Raw genomic sequence first — 17753 nt, 5'->3', positions numbered from 1 at the left:
AATAGGAGACGGATTGTAATATGTTGGCTTGACAATCCGTCAAATGAAAAAGAGTTCCCTGTAAAAGAGAACTCCTTAAGTAAGGATTATATGATCCCATACTTTTTTAATGCAAACTCGATTCCATTTTCACTTGACTTTTTAGTTACGAAATCAGCTACTTTTTTTAATTTTTCATTCCCATTCCCCATGGCTATACCAAGTCCTACTAATTCCAACATGTCTATGTCGTTCTCGCCATCACCAAACGCAATAGCTAGATGCGGAAATTTATACTATTTTCCTAGAAATCCGCCTTCAGATTTTATCACTTGTCCAGTAATCCACTGTGATTCATCGCTAGCTAAGAAGCTAATCGTTCTGGCAGCATCTTCCGGCAATCCGATCCGTCCCATAGGAAACATCGGCAGAAAAAGTGCTTTCATCTCTTCATTTATCCATCCTGAATCGGTTGGCCCTGGATCGAACCCATTCACTGTAATTTGGAGCGGAGCCAAAGCTACAGAGAGAGGCTCGATTAACCCAATCAGAGCTCCCTTCGTTGCAATATATGCCAAGTTGTCAGGGTCGGGGCCTTTGGAAACCATGAAGACAATTCTCCCTGGAGTCCCTTTTGCATGGTTCTTTTCAAATCTTCTTGCAAATTCTGTGCTAAGTATAATCGTTCCACGATTGTTCACGACATAGTGTTGATCGAACGAAGCGATATTCAGGTTCCGAAAATTGGTTGACACGCAATAGGCTGCATTATTAATCAAAATCGAAGCGTTGCCTAGCGATTTTTCTACCTGATCCATAATAAGTGACGGCATCTCCGGGTTGGCATAATCCGCCTCCATATGACTTGCCCTCACGCCCAAACTTTCCAGTTCCTTGCGTAAATGTTCAGGCCACTCCTTGTCTCCGCCATTGCCTTCCGTTTCATCAAAAGGATGCCAATGAGTAAAGAATATATCTGCTCCAAAACTTGCAAGGGAACGGCATATCGCTGTTCCAATCCCCGTTGATCTGCTTGCGCCAGTAACGATTGCTATTTTCTTTTTCAATGAGAACATATATTGTTCCTCCATTCATGATTTGGAGGGTAAGCAGTCAGAGATCAATAGAGATGCAATTTCCCGTAAAACTAAAAACGGATACCAATAGGCATCCGCAACATGGGTTTATGATACACTCATCCCTGCGTACCCGTAAGGTTAAAGATATGAACACCAAATAGAATAGTGAAATCACTATAATTGGTATTCTATCTATTTGTTAATCCTTACAGAGTTGTACACACGATAGGTTCTATGCTCCTTCTCAACGCATCTCTGCTCTAATAATAGCAATGATGAGAGCTAAAGGCAAAGATTTAAAGACAATTCCTGCAATTACGGGAATCATTGTTTCTGACCGAAGGGGAGAGTGAGTAAAAGCGTGGAAAGAGATAGTATCGCCTCTCACCTAACCTCGTTATTTACCTGTTTTTCAAGAATTGTTCCCATTGAGTGATGTTTTCAAAACGATAAGTGTCAACACCTTGGGCTACTAAGGTGGTTTTCAGAAGAAATCAAGACGATCTCCCCCTTTGTTGTTCAAAAGGCACGTCAGTACTTCGGCTGACCCTTGATTTAATTGTATTCTTTATCCATAATTGAATGGGGGCATAAAATACAAATCACCTTAGAGCTTAATCCTCTAATACGTTTAAAGGAGTGATGGTGTTTGGATACGAACAAACAAATCGAGAAGCATATGAGAGGTCTATATTTATAGTTGAATAAAAACCTCTCATTTGCTCATGGGAGGAAAAAAACGGACATGATGTATTCCAAGAACATGGTTCAGGGAATGGAACTCACGAGCGAAAACTTTTATAAAGCAGCAGGTCTTTTTGAAGCTTTGCAGCAACATTTATCCATTAAAGGTGTCATTACAGGTGCTGTACCCGGCAGAGTTTTTCTGTCTAATGACTGTGTAACAGCTGTGTTGACAAGTCCTCAAGGCATTTTTCTAGGCGGCAGTCCAGAGAGCAACCTGTTTTTCGAAGAAGCTAATAAGTTGCTCAAAGAGGAGCTGTTACCGAAGCTCGCGTCTGATGGAGAGTTAGATTATGTACTGTTCTATCCATTGGATACGAAGTGGGAAGATGCTCTCGAGGTGGTTATGAAAGATATATTGCCTATGAGAAGCGGGCGAATGACTTTTACTCACGATTTGAGTAGTATAGATGCCCCCTTTGAAGATGGTATTGTCCCGGTAAATAGCAACTTATTGAAGCGTCAAGATTTAGTCGGGCTCGATGATGTAATACAAGAAATTTTAGAAGGCTGGCCTTCATTAGAAGTTTACGAGGACAAGGGCTTTGGATGTGTTGCCATTCAAGACACGGATGAGGGTCCAACCATTATTAGCTGGTGCCTTACGGACTGGGTAGTTGAAAACGAATGTGAACTTGGTATTCAAACGGATGAAAGGTACCGCGGAAACGGGTGGGCGCGAAAGGCAGCATTAGGCGCGCTCTCACTCGCAAAACAGCGGGGCATAACAAGAGTCGGTTGGCAATGCTGGTCCAACAATATAGGCTCGCAGAGAACAGCCTTATCTGTAGGCTTCAAGCTGCTTGCAGATTTCCCGGTCCTGTTCGGGTGGAACCTTCCCTTGAACAACCTCCTTGTCAACGGAAACCATTATATGCGCGGTGATATGAAGTATGGCGTGGAAAAAGACTACGCCCGCGCAGCATGGTGTTACGCCCAAGCGCTAGATAAAGGTTGGGACTGGAATGGAGATGTGGCATTGTATTGGAACGCAGCCTGCTTGTTTTATTTGATCGGTGAAAAAGAACGCGCCAAACACTATTATAAACAGGCTGTCGACAAAGGATGGATAGACATCCACCAACCCCATTACCATGAATATGTCTACAGAGAAGAGGACAGCGAACAGATCGCACGTATTCTTGCTGGCTCACATTAAGAAAGCACCTTGTTCGCAGGGTTCTTCGGATTCTATAATCAACATATATATTGTTTACCTGCCGCCGCATTATTGGCGGCTTTTTTGTTTAGTAGAGACTGCCGATCCATTCCCCCATCGAATAATTCAAACGCAATTGCCCCCCATTATGAATACATTGGTCTGAGCATCAATTGGCGCACCATTTTATCTCTTCAATTGCTTCTGTCTCGTCCGCAGCGTAATCATTTGATTTCATTGATGCACGGCATTCTATTATGCGAAGGACGCAAAACAATCACTTTAATTTTAAGATTATCTAGCCTCAACTATTAACCGCCCCCGCTGCATTCCCTTCCCTGAGCATCTGGGAGAGTGGCCAAAAGAACGAATTCCCCCTTACGCTTCCTCTGACAACAGCACCTTGAACTATCGCTTTCCGTTTAGCGGAATGACCCGGCTCTTTGGCACCATATAACTAAAAAAATAACCATCCGCTAACGGATGGCTATTCCTCTCTGCCTGTATTTACGTGTTCCAATTCGCAAGCATGCCTCTAGCCATCTCCATATCGGCTTCCTGGCCTGTAATAAGCGCAAACTTGGCCACCAACACCGGATAAGCGGCCCATTGCTCGACGATATGCTCATGCATGCGCGGCCATAACTTGCCCCCGGCTTTCTCATACCGTACGAGCAGATCCCGAAGTCCTTCTTCGCCAAAGAGAGCATAGTAAATGACAAAATCCTTGCCTGGATCGGCAACCTCCGCCTCCGTCCAATCCAGAAATCCGGTCACGCGCTGCCAACGCCCCCGCGAACGAATCGAAAAAGACATCCGAAAGCGCCTCCTGCTCGAACTGCCATAGGTACCCGCCGCCCCCTGAATCTACCGTCGCGATCGGTTTTCCGCGGAGCAGCGGATACGCGATAAGCTCGGGCGTAAAAATACGCCAGTCCGGTACCTCGATCGGCAGCTGCTCCCGCACAAGCTGCAGCACCTTATGCTCATTCTCAGCCCGCTCCAATACGTCCGATCGTCTTGGCTTGCGAAGCACCCACGGCTCGCCTGCATCATCGGTCGCGAAGGCCACAAGGAAATCCATCCCGGATTCGTTTAGTTCCACTTGATTGGCGTTTATGCGCAGTCCATTATAATTTGCGGCGGTTACTATCTCTTCAATCCTATTTTGACGATTTGATTGTGCCGATGTCATTGAACATCTACTCCTCACGTCCATGGCTAATTGGGTTACAGCTTGCTTGCATGCCTGGCGGCATTCCATGCGGTCAGCAATTCATCTACTCTTTCTTCACGAACCGCGCGCAATGCAACTCCGACGCCCCTATGCTAATTTTCCTATATTTTACCATCAATCACTTGTTACAGTAAACAACAAATGAAACAGTTAGCTAATGTACCAACGGTATCACATGACTCCGAACTATTTTGGAGAATAGGAACATATAATTACGATGTTGGCTCTAAGCTTTTCAGAGTCAGCAATACATTCCAGATTTTAATTCCTCTGCACTACCTTCTAAGTTGGCATTACGCACAGATAAGTTGTAAAGTGAAATTAATAATTCGTAAAGGAGCGAAAAATGGTGAAAGGTACGCATGAAGATTGGATTTTGTTTAATGGGAGAATTGTGAATATAAAGGAAGAGCAGCCGATGGTTGCATTAGAAGAACGGGGCTTGCAATTTGGTGATGGAATCTATGAAGTGTTTCGTTTATATAATGGGAAACCGCACTTGCTAGATTTACATTTAGAAAGATTTTTTACATCTATGAAGGAAATTCATCTTAATCCGCCTTTTACCAAGGAGGAATTGATTGGACAGCTTCAGCAATTAATTGAAAAAAATCATTTTCTAGAAGATGGAAATGTATATATGCAAATATCAAGAGGTGCTCAGCCACGAAATCATGTATACGAATCGAATCTGAAACCAACCTATTTTGCAAACATTGTACCGTTTCCAAGACCGACTACCGCTATGAAAGAGGGAATAAAAGCAACTGTGGAAGAGGACATCCGCTGGAAATTTTGCCATATAAAATCCTTAAATCTACTTCCGAATATTATGATTAAAAATAAAATTAGTGAAGAAGGATACCAAGAAGCAATATTAGTTCGAGATGGAATTGTAACAGAAGGGTGCCATTCCAATTTCTTTATTGTAAAAAATAATAAAGTGATTACGCACCCAGCCGATCACTTTATTTTACATGGAATTACTCGTCATCATGTTATTTCGTTAGCACAAGCTCTACATATTGAAGTAGAAGAGAGAGAGTTTCCATTACAAGAAGTATATGAGGCGGATGAATGCTTCTTTACGGCGACGCCCCTTGAAATATTCCCAGTTATTCACATTGGAGATGAGCAATTTGGTAATGGAGAAAGCGGCCCAGTTACGAAGAAACTACAAGCTGCTTATGAGGAAAGTATTGCACCTTTAAAAGCAACAAATTGAATGCATAAGGAAAGAGAAGCTGGTATTTCACCAACTAAAGAAGTAAATCACGTGGTACATCTTTAGCATCATCGATTATCATGTTCATGGCTCTTTTCTTATTCGGTTCTATAACCACAAGAACCAATAATTTCATTGGATTCTGATTCAATTATAGCGAAACGAGCAGCTTTGTTATCCTGAGCAAGTTCATCAAGAAGTTTGATCATATTTATTGCTTGATCTTCACCCGTGAAACAACTAATATTCATGAACCTAGTAACATCTGGATCAGACCAAATTTTAAACAAGCTAGACGAATCAGACACTTTCAATTGTCTTAAAAATAATCTTTCTGTGTGTAATTCTGTAATCAATACTTTTACCTCCATTATGTTATGCTTTTAAAGTCGGGTTAAAAATATTGATATCTGCGCATAGTTCAGTCCCTTCATTATTTGAGATGGCTTTATTATACAATAAAAATTTATAGTTCGGATAAGCTCGGAAAGCCCATGTAAAAACAAGAACTTATTTATTTTGAATACGATAATTTCGGGTTAGTTCAGGTACAAATATGGTCACGAATGAGTTAAGGAACAGGGCGTGTGTTGAATCGAATAATAGCTTGATTTTGCTTGGGCCTCGGATTACTCCGGGGCTTTAACTAACGCATCATATAGGTGCTTATTACTCTATTGGGTTCATGTCGATTTTCCTTTCTTTTTTAGCTCCCGTTCGTTTTTAATGTACTGAGCAACGATACGTAACTTTTTCAGACCATCCCCTCCTCTCATATTTTGTAATAGGTTAATACGCTGCTTGCGGTGAATACTGCGGTTTTCTCCAACCATTCATATAGTGACCACCTTAATAATATCCTCGACCTTCACCCACTGCTTTTCACCATCGAGCAATAACTTGATACGTTTCCCAAGCTTGTCAATATCTATAACCATTCCTATCAATTCGCAGCGTTCAAATGGATCGAACATATCCAATGTGACGCATTCCTGCCATTCCATTGATTGGGCAAGCATGTAAAATATTCGTTCTAATTCCTGCTCGTCGATAGTTGGCCGGCTACGGCGTCCAAACTCATATCTATGTTGTATAATGGTTTCCTTATGTTCGGGGAGCATCATACGCGATGACTCCCATAGCCCATTGCCCTGTAACTTCTAACTCATTTGTAATGGCCTTCAATTTTTATGTGGATTGTCGATTGTGTAATCTTAAAAATTTTCTTCCTAGAAAAGACATAAATAAAATTACACCTAGATTTCTGTATAATCTGCCCCTTACAAAAGATGGTCAAAAAAGCAGGAAGATCGGGGTGCTCTTTTGCTAAGAAGCATTTAATCTTATAACAAGCAAGCCTATGATGATCATCCAACTACCTGATGTCAATCCGAACGTGCCAAACAAAAATAAATATTCATGTCAGTGATCGGATAATGGGTCATAGAAAGTGGATCTACAAAAGAAAGGCAGCCCTGATGTAGAAAGAAAATAAAGTATTTTCTTAGTGCTTAGGTTAAGATAAGTCCCCTGTTTAAGCACTACATGCTACCCGCGTACGTTCTTTAATTAGTAATTGGAAATGGAATATAATGAGGAGGACGTAGCCCAAGCGAAGGTGTGGGAGCGTCCTCTTTATTGAACTAAAGGGCAGGATTGTTGAAGATCAATCGCGCTGAACCGTATCACAAATAGTACGAATTTTTTTAGTAAAGAGCGTGAATAGATATAAATTGGATTGCAGACACATCTCAAAGAGATGTGTCTTTTCGTGTTACTTGTATAAACGCATCCAATACACAAACCTCATTCCTCAGACGGAGAAGGTATCCATCCGAAGCCAGTTAATTAGATCGAGATACTGCAATAGAATAAATATATCAATCTAATCGCTTTTTGTACGGGAGAGGAAGATTATGAAGTGGAGGAAATTATTGAAGTACGGGGCGCTGGGAAAATATCAACGTGTCCCTTTAACTGTAAATGAAACAGCTTCTTAATCAAACGATCATCTTATAGCACTTTAGATAACTATCAACTTTCAGATTCATCCGATACTTGGGAATACACTAATGTAAATTATGGATTGTTGGGAATGTCTCTGGATCTTTGACAAGGTTTGAAATCGATTTTTCCGCTTTACCACTACTTGTGATACGGTTCGTCTTAACGGGAATAATTATTGAATTAACTGGAGGGAGTAAAGAATGCACAAAAAGGATAACAAGCTTAATAGAGATTCAGAGAATAATCTCTGCCATATTGATACTATTGAAGCAATCGAAATTGGTGACACTCAACAATGGATTGCTTTAAGGTCAGAAAACACTTCCAATCCAATTATACTGTTTTTACACGGTGGCCCCGGTACGGCGCAGATTGCTTTTTCCCGAAAAGCACAACAAACGCTGGAAAAAGACTTTATTGTTGCAAACTGGGATCAGCGAGGAGCAGGCAGGTCGTATTCATCCAAAATAAAAAAAGATGATATGCTGATTGAACGGTTCGTTTTAGACGCAGAGGAGCTTGTGGAGAGCTTATTGAAGCGATTCAAGCAAAAACAACTGTTTCTTGTAGGCCATTCATGGGGTAGCATCATCGGCGCGCATCTTGCGGCCAAACGCCCTGATTTGTTGTGGGCGTATGTCGGTATCGGACAAGTTGCAGATATGGCACGTGGAGAATTGCTGTCCTATAAATTCACAATAGACGAAGCAAGGCGTATCGGCAATAAAAAGGCTGTCCGAGAATTGGAACACATAGGCGAACCTCCTTATGTAAATCTGAAAGCGGGCGGCATACAGCGAAAATGGCTTGGAAAATTCGGCGGTCAGACAGTGAACGGAACGGCAATCGGTATGGTCATCAAGAATATAACCGCCCGCGACCTTGGCCTGTTAGGGTTAATTAGTTTTGCCAAAGGCGCTGCATTTTCTCTGAAAAACCTGGAGGAACAAGTGAACTCTGTAAATCTCTTTCAGGAAGTTCGTGAGATAAAAGTTCCAGTTTTCTTTTGCTGTGGCCGCCGGGACTATAATGTTCCATTTGAGCTTGCTGTCGAATATTTGGAACAGCTGAGTGCCCCGCATAAGGAGGTCATCTGGTTTGAACATTCAGCCCATTCGCCTAACTTTGAAGAGCCAAATGTGTTTCATGAGTTCTGTTTAACAAAACTGAAAAGATGCATAGTATAAGGATTATGGACTAAGCACCTTTTCCATAAGGATAAAAATGGATACCGCCATAACAGGAATTTGTTTATTACATTGCCGTCTTAGGGCGCCCCATCAGGCGTCCTTCAATTTCGCTCTATTTGTGTTACGGTGAACCGTATCATAAATAGGACGAAATTTTGAGTATTTAAATACCGTTCTAAGGGAGTTTTTGACTCTGCAAAAATGGAAGGTAATTACTCCTTTAGTAGTTTTGAAAACAAAGATTGCGATATCGCCAATCGAAGAGCAATTTCTTAAGTCCATGGATTTCCTTGGTACAATTTGATAAGTCAACTTGGTTCAACTCCTAGGAAAATAATATCATTGATATCAATAATATTGTTAAAATGAGAGAGAGCTGTCAAGCTGTATAGTGATGAACCCTCCTGAGATAGTAGAAATACGATATGTACCTCTATTTTCTTTTGGCCATAGAAAAGCCACTCTTCCCTTTAAATAGGAAAGGGTGGCTTGTTCTGATAATTATATTCCTTTTCCGAAGAGATTAGTCTCTTGGAACCACATATTCGGAGAGTTTTATTCCTTTACTTACTTCAGTAGCGTAAGACGGGCTGATCCCAGAAGCAGTTACAATTTCTTTTACACTAAAATCATTTCTGAGAATAACATCAGCATACTTAACACCGCCGTCTTCCCTTTACGCCGCTTCTCAGCCCAGTTTTCGTACTGGTTATAGCGAATCTTGCCCACGAACATCGGATTATCTAAAATATCGTGAATGGCGCAGGTAGAGAATGGGTTTCCTATTTTGGTCTTGTAGCCTTTTTCCGGTCATTTCATTGGATACACGTGATGTTGTCAGGTCAAAAAGTGACATTCACAATCGCCCATTTTTTTGCTTCCGCTTGATGGATCAACCCAAAACCGTGGTGAGGGTCGGTAGTGGCGTTGTCGGCGGTGTTCACTTTATTTTAGCGAGTGATGTGGGTGTTGATTTGGTAAAGTTGGCAGGGGGGCACGATCGACCCTGTTTCTAGCCTCCCCTCAACATATTGTAGAAGTTTTTGTCCAATATTTCTGTTCCTATGATTTTCATGAACAATCACATTCTCTACCACTCCATATGGTCTAAAACCATGCAAAGCCTGCAAACATATGTTTAATGTAACCGTTCCTAATATTTGTCCATACTCCTCGTATACAAGTAAAAAATTGTTTGAATCCCTTCTAATAGTCTCAATTTGTGCTCCGAAAACATTCATTTTCTTACTATTTGGTACTAACATTCTATAGAGCTCGAATATTTGATCTTTATCTGATATTTCATCTTCTCGAATCATAAGATTTCGACTCCTTTTTAACTGGATCAATACATGGTATTCGCCTTCTATAGTTTATTTCCTTTATTTGTAACCTCCCTACCCGTTACCCCAATAATATTAGGAGGGCAATTGCTACAATAAACTTCTATTTTTAAACGACTGACGATCGGGTTGAAACATTCATTGGCGAGCTAATCAATATCGATTTCTGCGTTCCCGTTGCAACCGATCCTCTAATACAGATCAATGATCTGGCGATTGATGGCTGGCCATCTGCGACCAACCCTAATATTATCTGGATCTCATGCATCGCGGTCAAAGGCGAGAACAAGATAAGTATTAAGGTTGATGATTCAACTTACAACTATTTCTTTCATGCTGAAAAATAATATCCAATGATTTGATAAAGAATGGCCTGCAGTTGTGCATTTTTTCTATGACACAAATGTTCCTAGATAAAAAAAGAAAGGAACGATTTCTCTGGGATGCGAAACATCTCTAAATGTTGATTCGTATATATTGATGTTAAAGATTAGATATGAATGGAGGAACTATGGTGAGAAAATGTTATTCGTTGCTTATTTCCGCATTTCTACTGTCGGTTCTTGTAGTTGCGCCCACAACGATATTCGCCGCAGCACCGGCAACATCGTTTAACGTCTATATGAATGGGAAGCAACTGGAGGATGTGCTAATGTTGCAGGGGCGCACACTTGTGCCGTTGACTGCCTTCGATGATCCGGCTCGGCTTAGTTATACCTATGATGCCAATTCGAAGACGGTCAACATTACAAACAAGGTCAACAAAGTGAGCATCCAATTAAGTGGCGGGGCGCAGGAAGCAATTATGAACGGGAAGAAAGTAAAGCTTGATGCGCAAGTAACCTTTAAGGGTGGCCGTACCTTTGTGCCGTTGCGTTTCTTGTCTGAGAATCTGGGAGGGAGTGCTAGTTATGACAAAGAGGGCAAAAAAGTCGTGGTTCGCACCCCTTCAGAGCAAGAACGATTCAAAACATTGATGAGCGGAGACTTGACGGAGGCACGCAAAATTGCCATTAGACTTCCTCTCATATACGGGAAGGACGCTCTTCAACCACAGGGCGAAGGATTTTCAATCCAATATACGTTTCCTAAGGGAGAAACTCTTCGTTATTATCAACAATATAAAGGGCTAGTTAATTATGTCGAAATTAATGCTGATGGACTTGCAGAAGTAAAATGGCAAGGGGATGAACCTCAATCGGGTATAGAACACCGCGAGAAAGGGAACAAACCAGCCGATCTAGGGGAAGCCGTCTATTTCGTTGATTCCGTCATGTCCGATTACACGTACTATGGTACGATCGACAAATTGGGAAAGTCGACCGAACTAGGGCAATTTGGCCGATTGGAGGAAAACAATAAAGGCAAAGTAATTGTCCCAATCGACGAAGAAAAAAGAATCGATGCAAGTAAAGACTAGATTACATATTTCATCTGTCAGCATGCCAGCCCCCGACTGTAAGAGTCGAGGGTTTTTCTTATTGTCTGTTCATTATACAGCTATAAGGAAACTTGTGATGGACATAGATGATTGAAGTATAACCTCAAAACCTACCTGGTTTGTTTCAACCTGTCCGTAGATCAATGAAGTGTGACTAAATTTTTGCATAAATATAATTGTTTATTACATAAACAACATCCGCGATAATGCCTGGTCTATCAAGCTTTTCATCGTTAAGTCATGTTGCATCACCGAAGGCTCCCAAATTTTCAGGAAAGACTCATTTTCTTATCATACTACTTATCCAACAACTGATAATATTTTTCGATATGCCCTCTAGGTGGTTACCATGAATGACTATATCTGCAAAATTTTTAGTGCGCAGTACAAATTCTATTTCTCTATGTTTTGCAGCATCTAGGTAATATGTTGCAACTTCCTCAAAACCCACGCCCCAATTTTTCATATTTCTACTTATCCTTCGATACATGCGTTCATCTAAATCAAGGTCAACAAAGATCTTTACATCTAACATTTTTCTTAACTCTTCAAAGTAAAGTGTGAAAATGCCTTCTAAGATAACTACTTCAGGAGGAATTTCAGCACTCAGTAAGTTGTTTAAGTATTCCATTAATTTGTTATAGTCTAATGCATCTGGATGATTAAAATCGTCATATTCCACATTTGATACAGGCGATATCATCTTTGGCAAATCCTTTTTATAGAAATCGTCCGTTGAGACAACATCTACTTGATAATCTTTAAGTTCTTTAGCTATAATATCGCAGTAAGTTGACTTTCCGCTGCCAGAACCGCCTGCAATTCCCACAATAATAGGTTTCAATTGTGCCAGCTCCTCTTTTTGTATTTGAAACTTTCCTTAGCATAGGAATAATATTCCACTAACTGCAGGGAAATCCTTGTTACACCATTATCCTGTCCGTTAGCTTAAAAAAATGAGCAGACTGCGGTAGCCTGCTCAACAATAAATTTTATGCAACTATCGTTTCCCGTTAGCATTCCTGTAGATGGACTAATTTCGTCTTTGAAAAAAGAAAAGCGCCTCGGTACGATGGGAGTACGCAACGGGTCATAGCCCTTAAAATCCCATCATCCAGGAGGACGCTCTACTATGAAGTTTAAATCGCAGGACAAACAAAATCAACTCATTGAAAAAATTACTGCTCAGCATCTGGTCGTCGGGATCGACATCGCTCAGCAAATGCATGTCGCACGTGCTGTTAACTTTCGTGGAATTGTTGTCGGTAATCCTCTATCCTTCTCAAATGATGAAGAAGGCTTTCACAACTTTCTCCAGTGGATCCTTTCGCTGCAAGCCGCGCATGGACTAACGGCAGCCATTGTTGGCATGGAACCTACCGGGCATTACTGGCTCAACCTCTCCAGGTGGCTCTCCGAGCGTCAGTTTGAAGTCGTTCTTGTTAATCCACACCTGGTTAAGAAAAATAAAGAAAACCGCGACAATACGCCATCCAAAAGCGACAAGAAAGATGCGCTAGTCATAGCCGACATGGTTAAGAACGGCTACTACTCATTCACTCGTACACGCCCGAAGCCTTTGAAGAGCTTCGAGTCTTTCTCTCAAATCGGGACTCTGTCGTAACGAGACTCGTTAGTGCCAAAAACCAAATCCATCGTTGGGTTGACGTTGTTTTCCCGGAGCTGCGTCAGGTCTTTAAGAGCTGATGTGCACCGGTTCGTTGGCCACCCTTCGTCTTTTCCCTACGCCCGAAGAAATTCGTAAACTACAGCCTAAAGACATCATTGAAGGGTGGAAATCGCTGATGAAGCGTCATTCTGGTGAGCGAAAAGCTCGTGCTCTCATCGCGCTTGCTAGCTGTTCCGTTGGTTCTAAACAAGCCACGAATGCCTACAAACCTCATAAAATAATACCAATTCAACTAGCAGCTTAAGCAATATCCTACCGTTTCGTCGTACGAATTTTGGCTTATTCGCGGGATTTCAAAAAGAAAGCACAGAGTACTGGATGTATTCAACCAAAGGGCACCGACCCGTACCGTTAGCTAGACCGGCCTCCACCCCTTGGACAGGTGTAACGAAGGAATGAGAGGGCATAGACCCGTTGAGACATGGGAGTGATAACCTCCAGGGGCGGCGTGGAGAATGCGTGCAGTATATGGAAGGATATGGGATTGCGACCTCCCTCTCTATTTCCTCGCGCCTTCATGTTATCCTGGTCTTCTATGGTCTTCCATTTACTATCTTTCTGGATTTCTGGAAAGGGTGAAATCCTGCGAATAAGCGAGCATTCGTGAGAAAATTAAATCGTACCGAGGGAGTTGAACAAACTCAAGATTATTATTCGTTGTATAGCCTAGACAATAAGTTAAATGTTGGACTTACTTCCCAGGTTTCATACGGAATAAAACATTTTGCACTCATCGCATCTAGTGTACGAGATTTTTGGTTTGGGCGGGTTATATATTGGTCTATATTAGATTCGTTTAACTCAACATATCTGGCTTCTTGAATTTCTTCTGGTTGAATTTTTATTTCTCCACTCACATACTCTGCCTTAAAAACTACTGATAAAACATGCTTCGTTGCATTATAATACACGCCCGTAATACCTAGAGGGCGGATTACAATCCCAGTCTCCTCTAGAAACTCCCTATAAATAGCCACATCTAAAGGTTCGCCGACCTCAACATTACCCCCTGGCATTTCCCAAGTATCCGAACGCCAATGTGTCCTTAGTAATAAAACCTCACCTTTCTCGTTCATAACGAAAGCGGAAACAGAAACAGTATGTTTTGGCTGTTCGTGTGTCATTTGTAGTATCACCATCCCCAAATAAATATACGGTTCTTACCGTTTTAAATACTAAATGACATCTAAGTATTTTAGGTATTGAATTACAGAAATAATTGGTTGGTCATTCAGGTCTAGCAACATATATCTAACCTTTTGTTCATTCGTCTTTTCCACTATTACAATTTCTTGAACTCTCATTATGTAACTCCTTTATCTTTTCATGCTCTACAAAAGAGATTTACGCTAAAGCAACCTCCTATCTTAAATAAACTATATTTACATTAATTTCAAAGTTCTATTAATCATTCTTCAACAAATAAAAAAGAAGTAGTTAATAACGATAAATACGTTATTAACTACTTCTTATTATAGTCTTGATAAGTCAACGAACATTACTACCCGTTCGCGCTTCTTTTCCATCGACATCATCCTCACATCGAACATTGTTCTTATCATGTGCGAATATACGTTCGATTATCAATAGAAAAACTTACTACAACATATAAGGTTTATCTACTGATAAAATGGTTAAAGGTGATGACAAATGTTTATATCCCCAATGCTGCTGGAAACGAGCGATAAAGCTTTTAACAATCCAGACTTTATATTTGAATTAAAAGTATCTCCATTAACGTTCATGTACATTATTTAATAGTTGGGTTTGAGGAATTTCTCTGAACGACATAATTTTTATTTTAGGAGGGAACAACATGGAAGTTTTTGCAGAATATTTAGCGCATATTGATAACCCGCAACATCGGTCCCGAACGGAAGAAGTTTTGGCTTGGGTAACTAAGAAATTTCCAAATTTAATGCCAAAAATTGCGTGGAATCAGCCTATGTTTACCGATCACGGCACATTTATTATTGGCTTTAGCGTAGCCAAACATCATTTGGCTGTTGCCCCTGAAACGGCAGGGATTAATCATTTTTCTGATGAAATTGTGCAGGCTGGCTATGATCACACCAAGCAGTTGGTACGTATCCAGTGGGATAGTCCGGTTGATTTCTCATTACTTGAGAAAATGATCGAGTTTAATATTTTGGATAAGGCAGACTGTTCAACTTTTTGGCGGAAATAATTATGAGCGTATAAGCAACCACTTTTTTGGTTGCTTTGGTTTTAGGATTTGATTTTAAAAGCGTTCCCGAAGCAAATGAAATTTATCGGGAATCGGATTATTAAGGGTGGCGATCGCTACCCTTTTTTATTTTCTTTTGGCAAAAGTCAAATGTGCAGCAGAAAGAAAAACGTGGCATTCGTCAACGGTAAATGTCTGACCGAAGGGAATTTAAGAAGTTGATGAATTCGCTCATCCCGAACCCTCTTACACATTAGTTCCGTGGGATGGTAGTAATACAAACTGGATTGAACACCATTTATACGTGTGTGATAAGGATAGTGAAGAATTAGCTAAACATATAGCATTTCGAAATTATTTACGTACCAATTCAGAGGCGGTCGCTGAGTATAAATGTCAACGTAAACATGTACACTTTCGCTTGTTTAAGTATGTACAAAATCACTTGTCCTCATGGTCAAAATGATCCTTCAACCGGTAAGATTCACCTACAATAGTAACGACAGTTGCATGATGCAGAATCCGATCTAAAATAGCATTAGCCCGTTTCGGCTCACGAAACACTTCATCCCATGATATGAAGTTAACATTGGTCGTGAAGATGGTGCTTCGCTTCTCATAGCGCATATCAATGGGCTGGAAGAATAGTTTGGCATCTTCAGGCTCAATTGGAAGATAGCCTATCTCATCAATAATGAGCAGCTTGTATTTCGTATAATGCTTCAATCTTGCTTCTAGTCGGTTTTCTAACATGGCACGCTTAAGATTCTGGATCAGATCGTGACACTTAATAAAGTAGGTGCTCGTTCGTTTCTTTGCTGCTGCAATCCCAATCGATGTCGCTAAGTGAGTTTTCCCTACCCCACTTGGGCCTAAGAACACAATGTTCTCGTTGCCTTCAATAAAGCGTAGGCTTATAAAGTCCAGTATTTGCTCTCTATTCACGGAAGACTGGAAGCTAAAGTCAAAATCTGAGAGTTCCTTAAGATGGGGAAAGGCACCGACCTTGACCATGGCATGAATCATGTTCTGCTCACGCACGTCTATCTCATAGCTTGTAAGCTTCACAAGTGTGTCCATGAATGGCATCTGGTTGCGGATACTAAAGTCCACCACTTCATTTAAATGTGCCTGCATCTGCTTCAGTTTCAGGTATTCTAAGTTACGAACAGCTTGCTGGTAGGAGGTTAAAGTCATTCAAACGCACCTCCAATCGCTTGAAGATTCTTTTTCGCTAAGTCATCAATGTCGGGATATCTTGGCATAGACTGCCTTAAGTTCTCTCTGTAATGCTCCTCGGTATCATTTAATTTTGCTTCACCAATAGGATGGCGAACCAAAAGTTCCGTGTTATAATAAGCATATAAATGGTTGTCATAAACTTGTATTCCCACCGTTTTTCCTTGATACCCAGCAGGAACTGAGTATTGTCTGGATTGGTAGGAGATCATGTTCGATGCATTGATCTTTACAAGCTTATGATGTATGCGATAGGAACTTCTTGTACGCTCCGCTGGTAACGGGTGTAAGGAGTTCTTTTCCTTTTCCAGGGCTAGAACTGGCACTTTTCCCGTTCCTTGATGGAACGATTGGTTTACTCGATCACATAGCGTTTGAATGTAGGTTTGAAGCTCCGGTAAGCTTAACTGGCCTTGGTAGGCATGGATCTCATCTAAGATTTTCATTTGAGCTTCTACTTTGCCCTTAGTACGAGGTCGCCCTGCGATACAAGGTCTAACTTTAAACCCAAAGTCTGCTGCGTACCCGGCAAACTTAGCATTCACTTTACCACCGGTATATTCCGTTCTCGCTTCGTCCATGACGGTCTTCATGTTGTCTGTAAGAATCTCATGAGGCACGCCACCAAGGGTTTCAAAGGCCTCCGTTAAGAAAGATAGCAGCACGCTTTGTGATTTAGATACGCTCATGTGATACACCCTGAACCGAGAATACGAGAGCAGCAGTACAGCTACATTCACTTCAACTTTCTCTCCGTCCTTCGTTTCAAAGGGAATGCTTTCTTTCCAGTCTAACTGGGCCTGCACACCTGGATCTGTCTCGAACCGAATCGTTCCCTGTGGTGATGGCATTCGCTGTCCATGCTTAAAGTAGGCTTCAAATTCAGGTTTACGGGCAATGTAAGCTCTGAATGCAGACGCTGAACATTGCAGTCCATGGTTGTCCGTAAGGTATTGCCATAATACTCGCTTGTAGTAAAACACTTGCTTGCTGTCTGTGGATAGAAGTGCAGCAATGATTTCATAATACTCATCAATCTTAGAGCCTTTGTCTCGTGATCTTCTTCTCGTATACCCATCTAGGTATTTCTGAATGGTTCGACGATCCACACCCAGTTCTCTAGCTAACTGACTTTTATTGATTTTCATATTGAGACTCTTGAGTTTTGGTAAGTCTAGTAAACTGCGGATTTCCATATTCGATTGAACATTCAACGTGATATACATACTCAT

13 protein-coding genes and 7 pseudogenes are annotated in these 17753 nt (G+C 41.1%); 7 read left to right on the top strand and 13 right to left on the bottom strand.

Features of this window, described 5'->3' with window-relative positions:
* Positions 1-86 precede the first annotated feature (86 nt).
* Together LQV63_RS02725 and LQV63_RS02720 are read right to left on the bottom strand one after the other, a co-directional pair.
* Positions 87-257 (bottom strand): annotated as a pseudogene (locus LQV63_RS02725) (HAD hydrolase family protein); the annotation flags it as partial.
* An 18-nt stretch (positions 258-275) separates the two neighbouring features.
* Positions 276-1055: an SDR family oxidoreductase gene (locus LQV63_RS02720; RefSeq protein ID WP_233695537.1), complete on the bottom strand. Its 780-nt coding sequence runs from the start codon at positions 1053-1055 to the stop codon at positions 276-278.
* 748 nt (positions 1056-1803) lie between these two features.
* Between LQV63_RS02720 and LQV63_RS02715 the strand changes: the two genes are divergently transcribed.
* The gene (locus tag LQV63_RS02715) at positions 1804-2961 is read left to right on the top strand and encodes a GNAT family N-acetyltransferase (protein ID WP_325175841.1); all 1158 of its coding nucleotides are present in this window, start codon (positions 1804-1806) and stop codon (positions 2959-2961) included.
* Positions 2962-3468: 507 nt separating this feature from the next.
* Here the strand turns inward: LQV63_RS02715 and LQV63_RS02710 are convergent.
* Positions 3469-4156: pseudogene (locus tag LQV63_RS02710) on the bottom strand (macrolide 2'-phosphotransferase).
* A 391-nt stretch (positions 4157-4547) separates the two neighbouring features.
* Here LQV63_RS02710 and dat point away from each other — a divergent pair.
* Positions 4548-5423 (top strand): D-amino-acid transaminase, encoded by an 876-nt coding sequence (gene dat / locus LQV63_RS02705; RefSeq protein WP_233695567.1) that lies wholly within the window; start codon positions 4548-4550, stop codon positions 5421-5423.
* A 104-nt stretch (positions 5424-5527) separates the two neighbouring features.
* Here the strand turns inward: dat and LQV63_RS02700 are convergent.
* The 3 genes and pseudogenes from LQV63_RS02700 to LQV63_RS02690 form a co-directional block, all read right to left on the bottom strand.
* Positions 5528-5779, bottom strand: a pseudogene (locus LQV63_RS02700) (GNAT family N-acetyltransferase); the annotation flags it as partial.
* A 327-nt stretch (positions 5780-6106) separates the two neighbouring features.
* Positions 6107-6256 (bottom strand): hypothetical protein, encoded by a 150-nt coding sequence (locus tag LQV63_RS02695; protein WP_019419571.1) that lies wholly within the window; start codon positions 6254-6256, stop codon positions 6107-6109.
* Positions 6257-6547 carry a YolD-like family protein gene (locus LQV63_RS02690; RefSeq protein ID WP_233695536.1) on the bottom strand — a complete coding sequence of 97 codons (291 nt, stop codon included), beginning with the start codon at positions 6545-6547 and terminating at the stop codon, positions 6257-6259.
* Between the two features lie 1083 nt (positions 6548-7630).
* Between LQV63_RS02690 and LQV63_RS02685 the strand changes: the two genes are divergently transcribed.
* A complete protein-coding gene (locus tag LQV63_RS02685) occupies positions 7631-8617 on the top strand; it encodes an alpha/beta fold hydrolase (protein ID WP_233695535.1) in 987 nt (328 codons plus the stop codon).
* 526 nt (positions 8618-9143) lie between these two features.
* Here LQV63_RS02685 and LQV63_RS32340 read toward each other — a convergent pair.
* From LQV63_RS32340 to LQV63_RS02675, 3 genes and pseudogenes are all read right to left on the bottom strand, one after another.
* Positions 9144-9272 (bottom strand): annotated as a pseudogene (locus tag LQV63_RS32340) (HTH-like domain-containing protein); the annotation flags it as partial.
* A pseudogene (locus tag LQV63_RS02680) lies at positions 9239-9415 on the bottom strand (hypothetical protein); the annotation flags it as partial. The pseudogenes LQV63_RS32340 and LQV63_RS02680, both read right to left, overlap by 34 nt.
* 155 nt (positions 9416-9570) lie before the next feature.
* On the bottom strand, positions 9571-9939 hold the full coding sequence (locus LQV63_RS02675; RefSeq protein ID WP_233695534.1) for a GNAT family N-acetyltransferase: 369 nt from the start codon (positions 9937-9939) through the stop codon (positions 9571-9573).
* A gap of 535 nt (positions 9940-10474) precedes the next feature.
* Here LQV63_RS02675 and LQV63_RS02670 point away from each other — a divergent pair.
* Positions 10475-11383, top strand: a complete 909-nt coding sequence (locus LQV63_RS02670; RefSeq protein ID WP_233695533.1) for a copper amine oxidase N-terminal domain-containing protein — start codon at positions 10475-10477, stop codon at positions 11381-11383.
* Between the two features lie 301 nt (positions 11384-11684).
* On the opposite strand, the gene LQV63_RS02665 is transcribed toward LQV63_RS02670, so the two are convergent.
* The gene (locus LQV63_RS02665; protein ID WP_233695532.1) at positions 11685-12248 is read right to left on the bottom strand and encodes a uridine kinase family protein; all 564 of its coding nucleotides are present in this window, start codon (positions 12246-12248) and stop codon (positions 11685-11687) included.
* Positions 12249-12536: 288 nt separating this feature from the next.
* Between LQV63_RS02665 and LQV63_RS02660 the strand changes: the two are divergent.
* Positions 12537-13308 (top strand): annotated as a pseudogene (locus tag LQV63_RS02660) (IS110 family transposase); the annotation flags it as partial.
* A 436-nt stretch (positions 13309-13744) separates the two neighbouring features.
* On the opposite strand, the gene LQV63_RS02655 reads toward LQV63_RS02660, so the two are convergent.
* Positions 13745-14218 carry an NUDIX hydrolase gene (locus LQV63_RS02655; protein WP_233695531.1) on the bottom strand — a complete coding sequence of 158 codons (474 nt, stop codon included), beginning with the start codon at positions 14216-14218 and terminating at the stop codon, positions 13745-13747.
* A 692-nt stretch (positions 14219-14910) separates the two neighbouring features.
* Here LQV63_RS02655 and LQV63_RS02650 point away from each other — a divergent pair.
* The gene (locus LQV63_RS02650) at positions 14911-15282 is read left to right on the top strand and encodes an iron chaperone (RefSeq protein WP_019420364.1); all 372 of its coding nucleotides are present in this window, start codon (positions 14911-14913) and stop codon (positions 15280-15282) included.
* A gap of 256 nt (positions 15283-15538) precedes the next feature.
* Positions 15539-15748, top strand: a pseudogene (locus LQV63_RS31270) (GrpB family protein); the annotation flags it as partial.
* Here the strand turns inward: LQV63_RS31270 and istB are convergent.
* Together istB and istA are read right to left on the bottom strand one after the other, a co-directional pair.
* Positions 15724-16479, bottom strand: a complete 756-nt coding sequence (gene istB, locus LQV63_RS02640) for an IS21-like element helper ATPase IstB (protein WP_233695530.1) — start codon at positions 16477-16479, stop codon at positions 15724-15726. The pseudogene LQV63_RS31270 and the gene istB sit on opposite strands and share 25 nt — an antisense overlap.
* Positions 16476-17747, bottom strand: a complete 1272-nt coding sequence (gene istA, locus LQV63_RS02635) for an IS21 family transposase (protein WP_233695529.1) — start codon at positions 17745-17747, stop codon at positions 16476-16478. Before istA ends, istB begins: the two co-directional genes overlap by 4 nt.
* Positions 17748-17753: the final 6 nt, after the last annotated feature.

Origin of the sequence: Paenibacillus profundus, assembly GCF_021369635.1 — a bacterium.
GTDB classification, from domain to species: Bacteria; Bacillota; Bacilli; order Paenibacillales; family Paenibacillaceae; genus Paenibacillus_B; species Paenibacillus_B profundus.
Note: the sequence above shows the minus strand (reverse complement) of the source record. Positions and strands in the feature narration are given on the sequence as shown.

Excerpts from the sequence above, each read along its gene's own strand:
- LQV63_RS02720 (WP_233695537.1), bottom strand. The coding sequence starts at position 1,055 with ATGTTCTCATTGAAAAAGAAAATAGCAATCGTTACTGGCGCAAGCAGA.
- LQV63_RS02715 (WP_325175841.1), top strand. The coding sequence starts at position 1,804 with ATGATGTATTCCAAGAACATGGTTCAGGGAATGGAACTCACGAGCGAA.
- LQV63_RS02695 (WP_019419571.1), bottom strand. The coding sequence starts at position 6,256 with ATGGTTGGAGAAAACCGCAGTATTCACCGCAAGCAGCGTATTAACCTA.
- LQV63_RS02690 (WP_233695536.1), bottom strand. The coding sequence starts at position 6,547 with ATGATGCTCCCCGAACATAAGGAAACCATTATACAACATAGATATGAG.
- LQV63_RS02685 (WP_233695535.1), top strand. The coding sequence starts at position 7,631 with ATGCACAAAAAGGATAACAAGCTTAATAGAGATTCAGAGAATAATCTC.
- LQV63_RS02675 (WP_233695534.1), bottom strand. The coding sequence starts at position 9,939 with ATGATTCGAGAAGATGAAATATCAGATAAAGATCAAATATTCGAGCTC.
- LQV63_RS02670 (WP_233695533.1), top strand. The coding sequence starts at position 10,475 with ATGGTGAGAAAATGTTATTCGTTGCTTATTTCCGCATTTCTACTGTCG.
- LQV63_RS02655 (WP_233695531.1), bottom strand. The coding sequence starts at position 14,218 with ATGACACACGAACAGCCAAAACATACTGTTTCTGTTTCCGCTTTCGTT.
- LQV63_RS02650 (WP_019420364.1), top strand. The coding sequence starts at position 14,911 with ATGGAAGTTTTTGCAGAATATTTAGCGCATATTGATAACCCGCAACAT.
- istB (WP_233695530.1), bottom strand. The coding sequence starts at position 16,479 with ATGACTTTAACCTCCTACCAGCAAGCTGTTCGTAACTTAGAATACCTG.
- istA (WP_233695529.1), bottom strand. The coding sequence starts at position 17,747 with ATGTATATCACGTTGAATGTTCAATCGAATATGGAAATCCGCAGTTTA.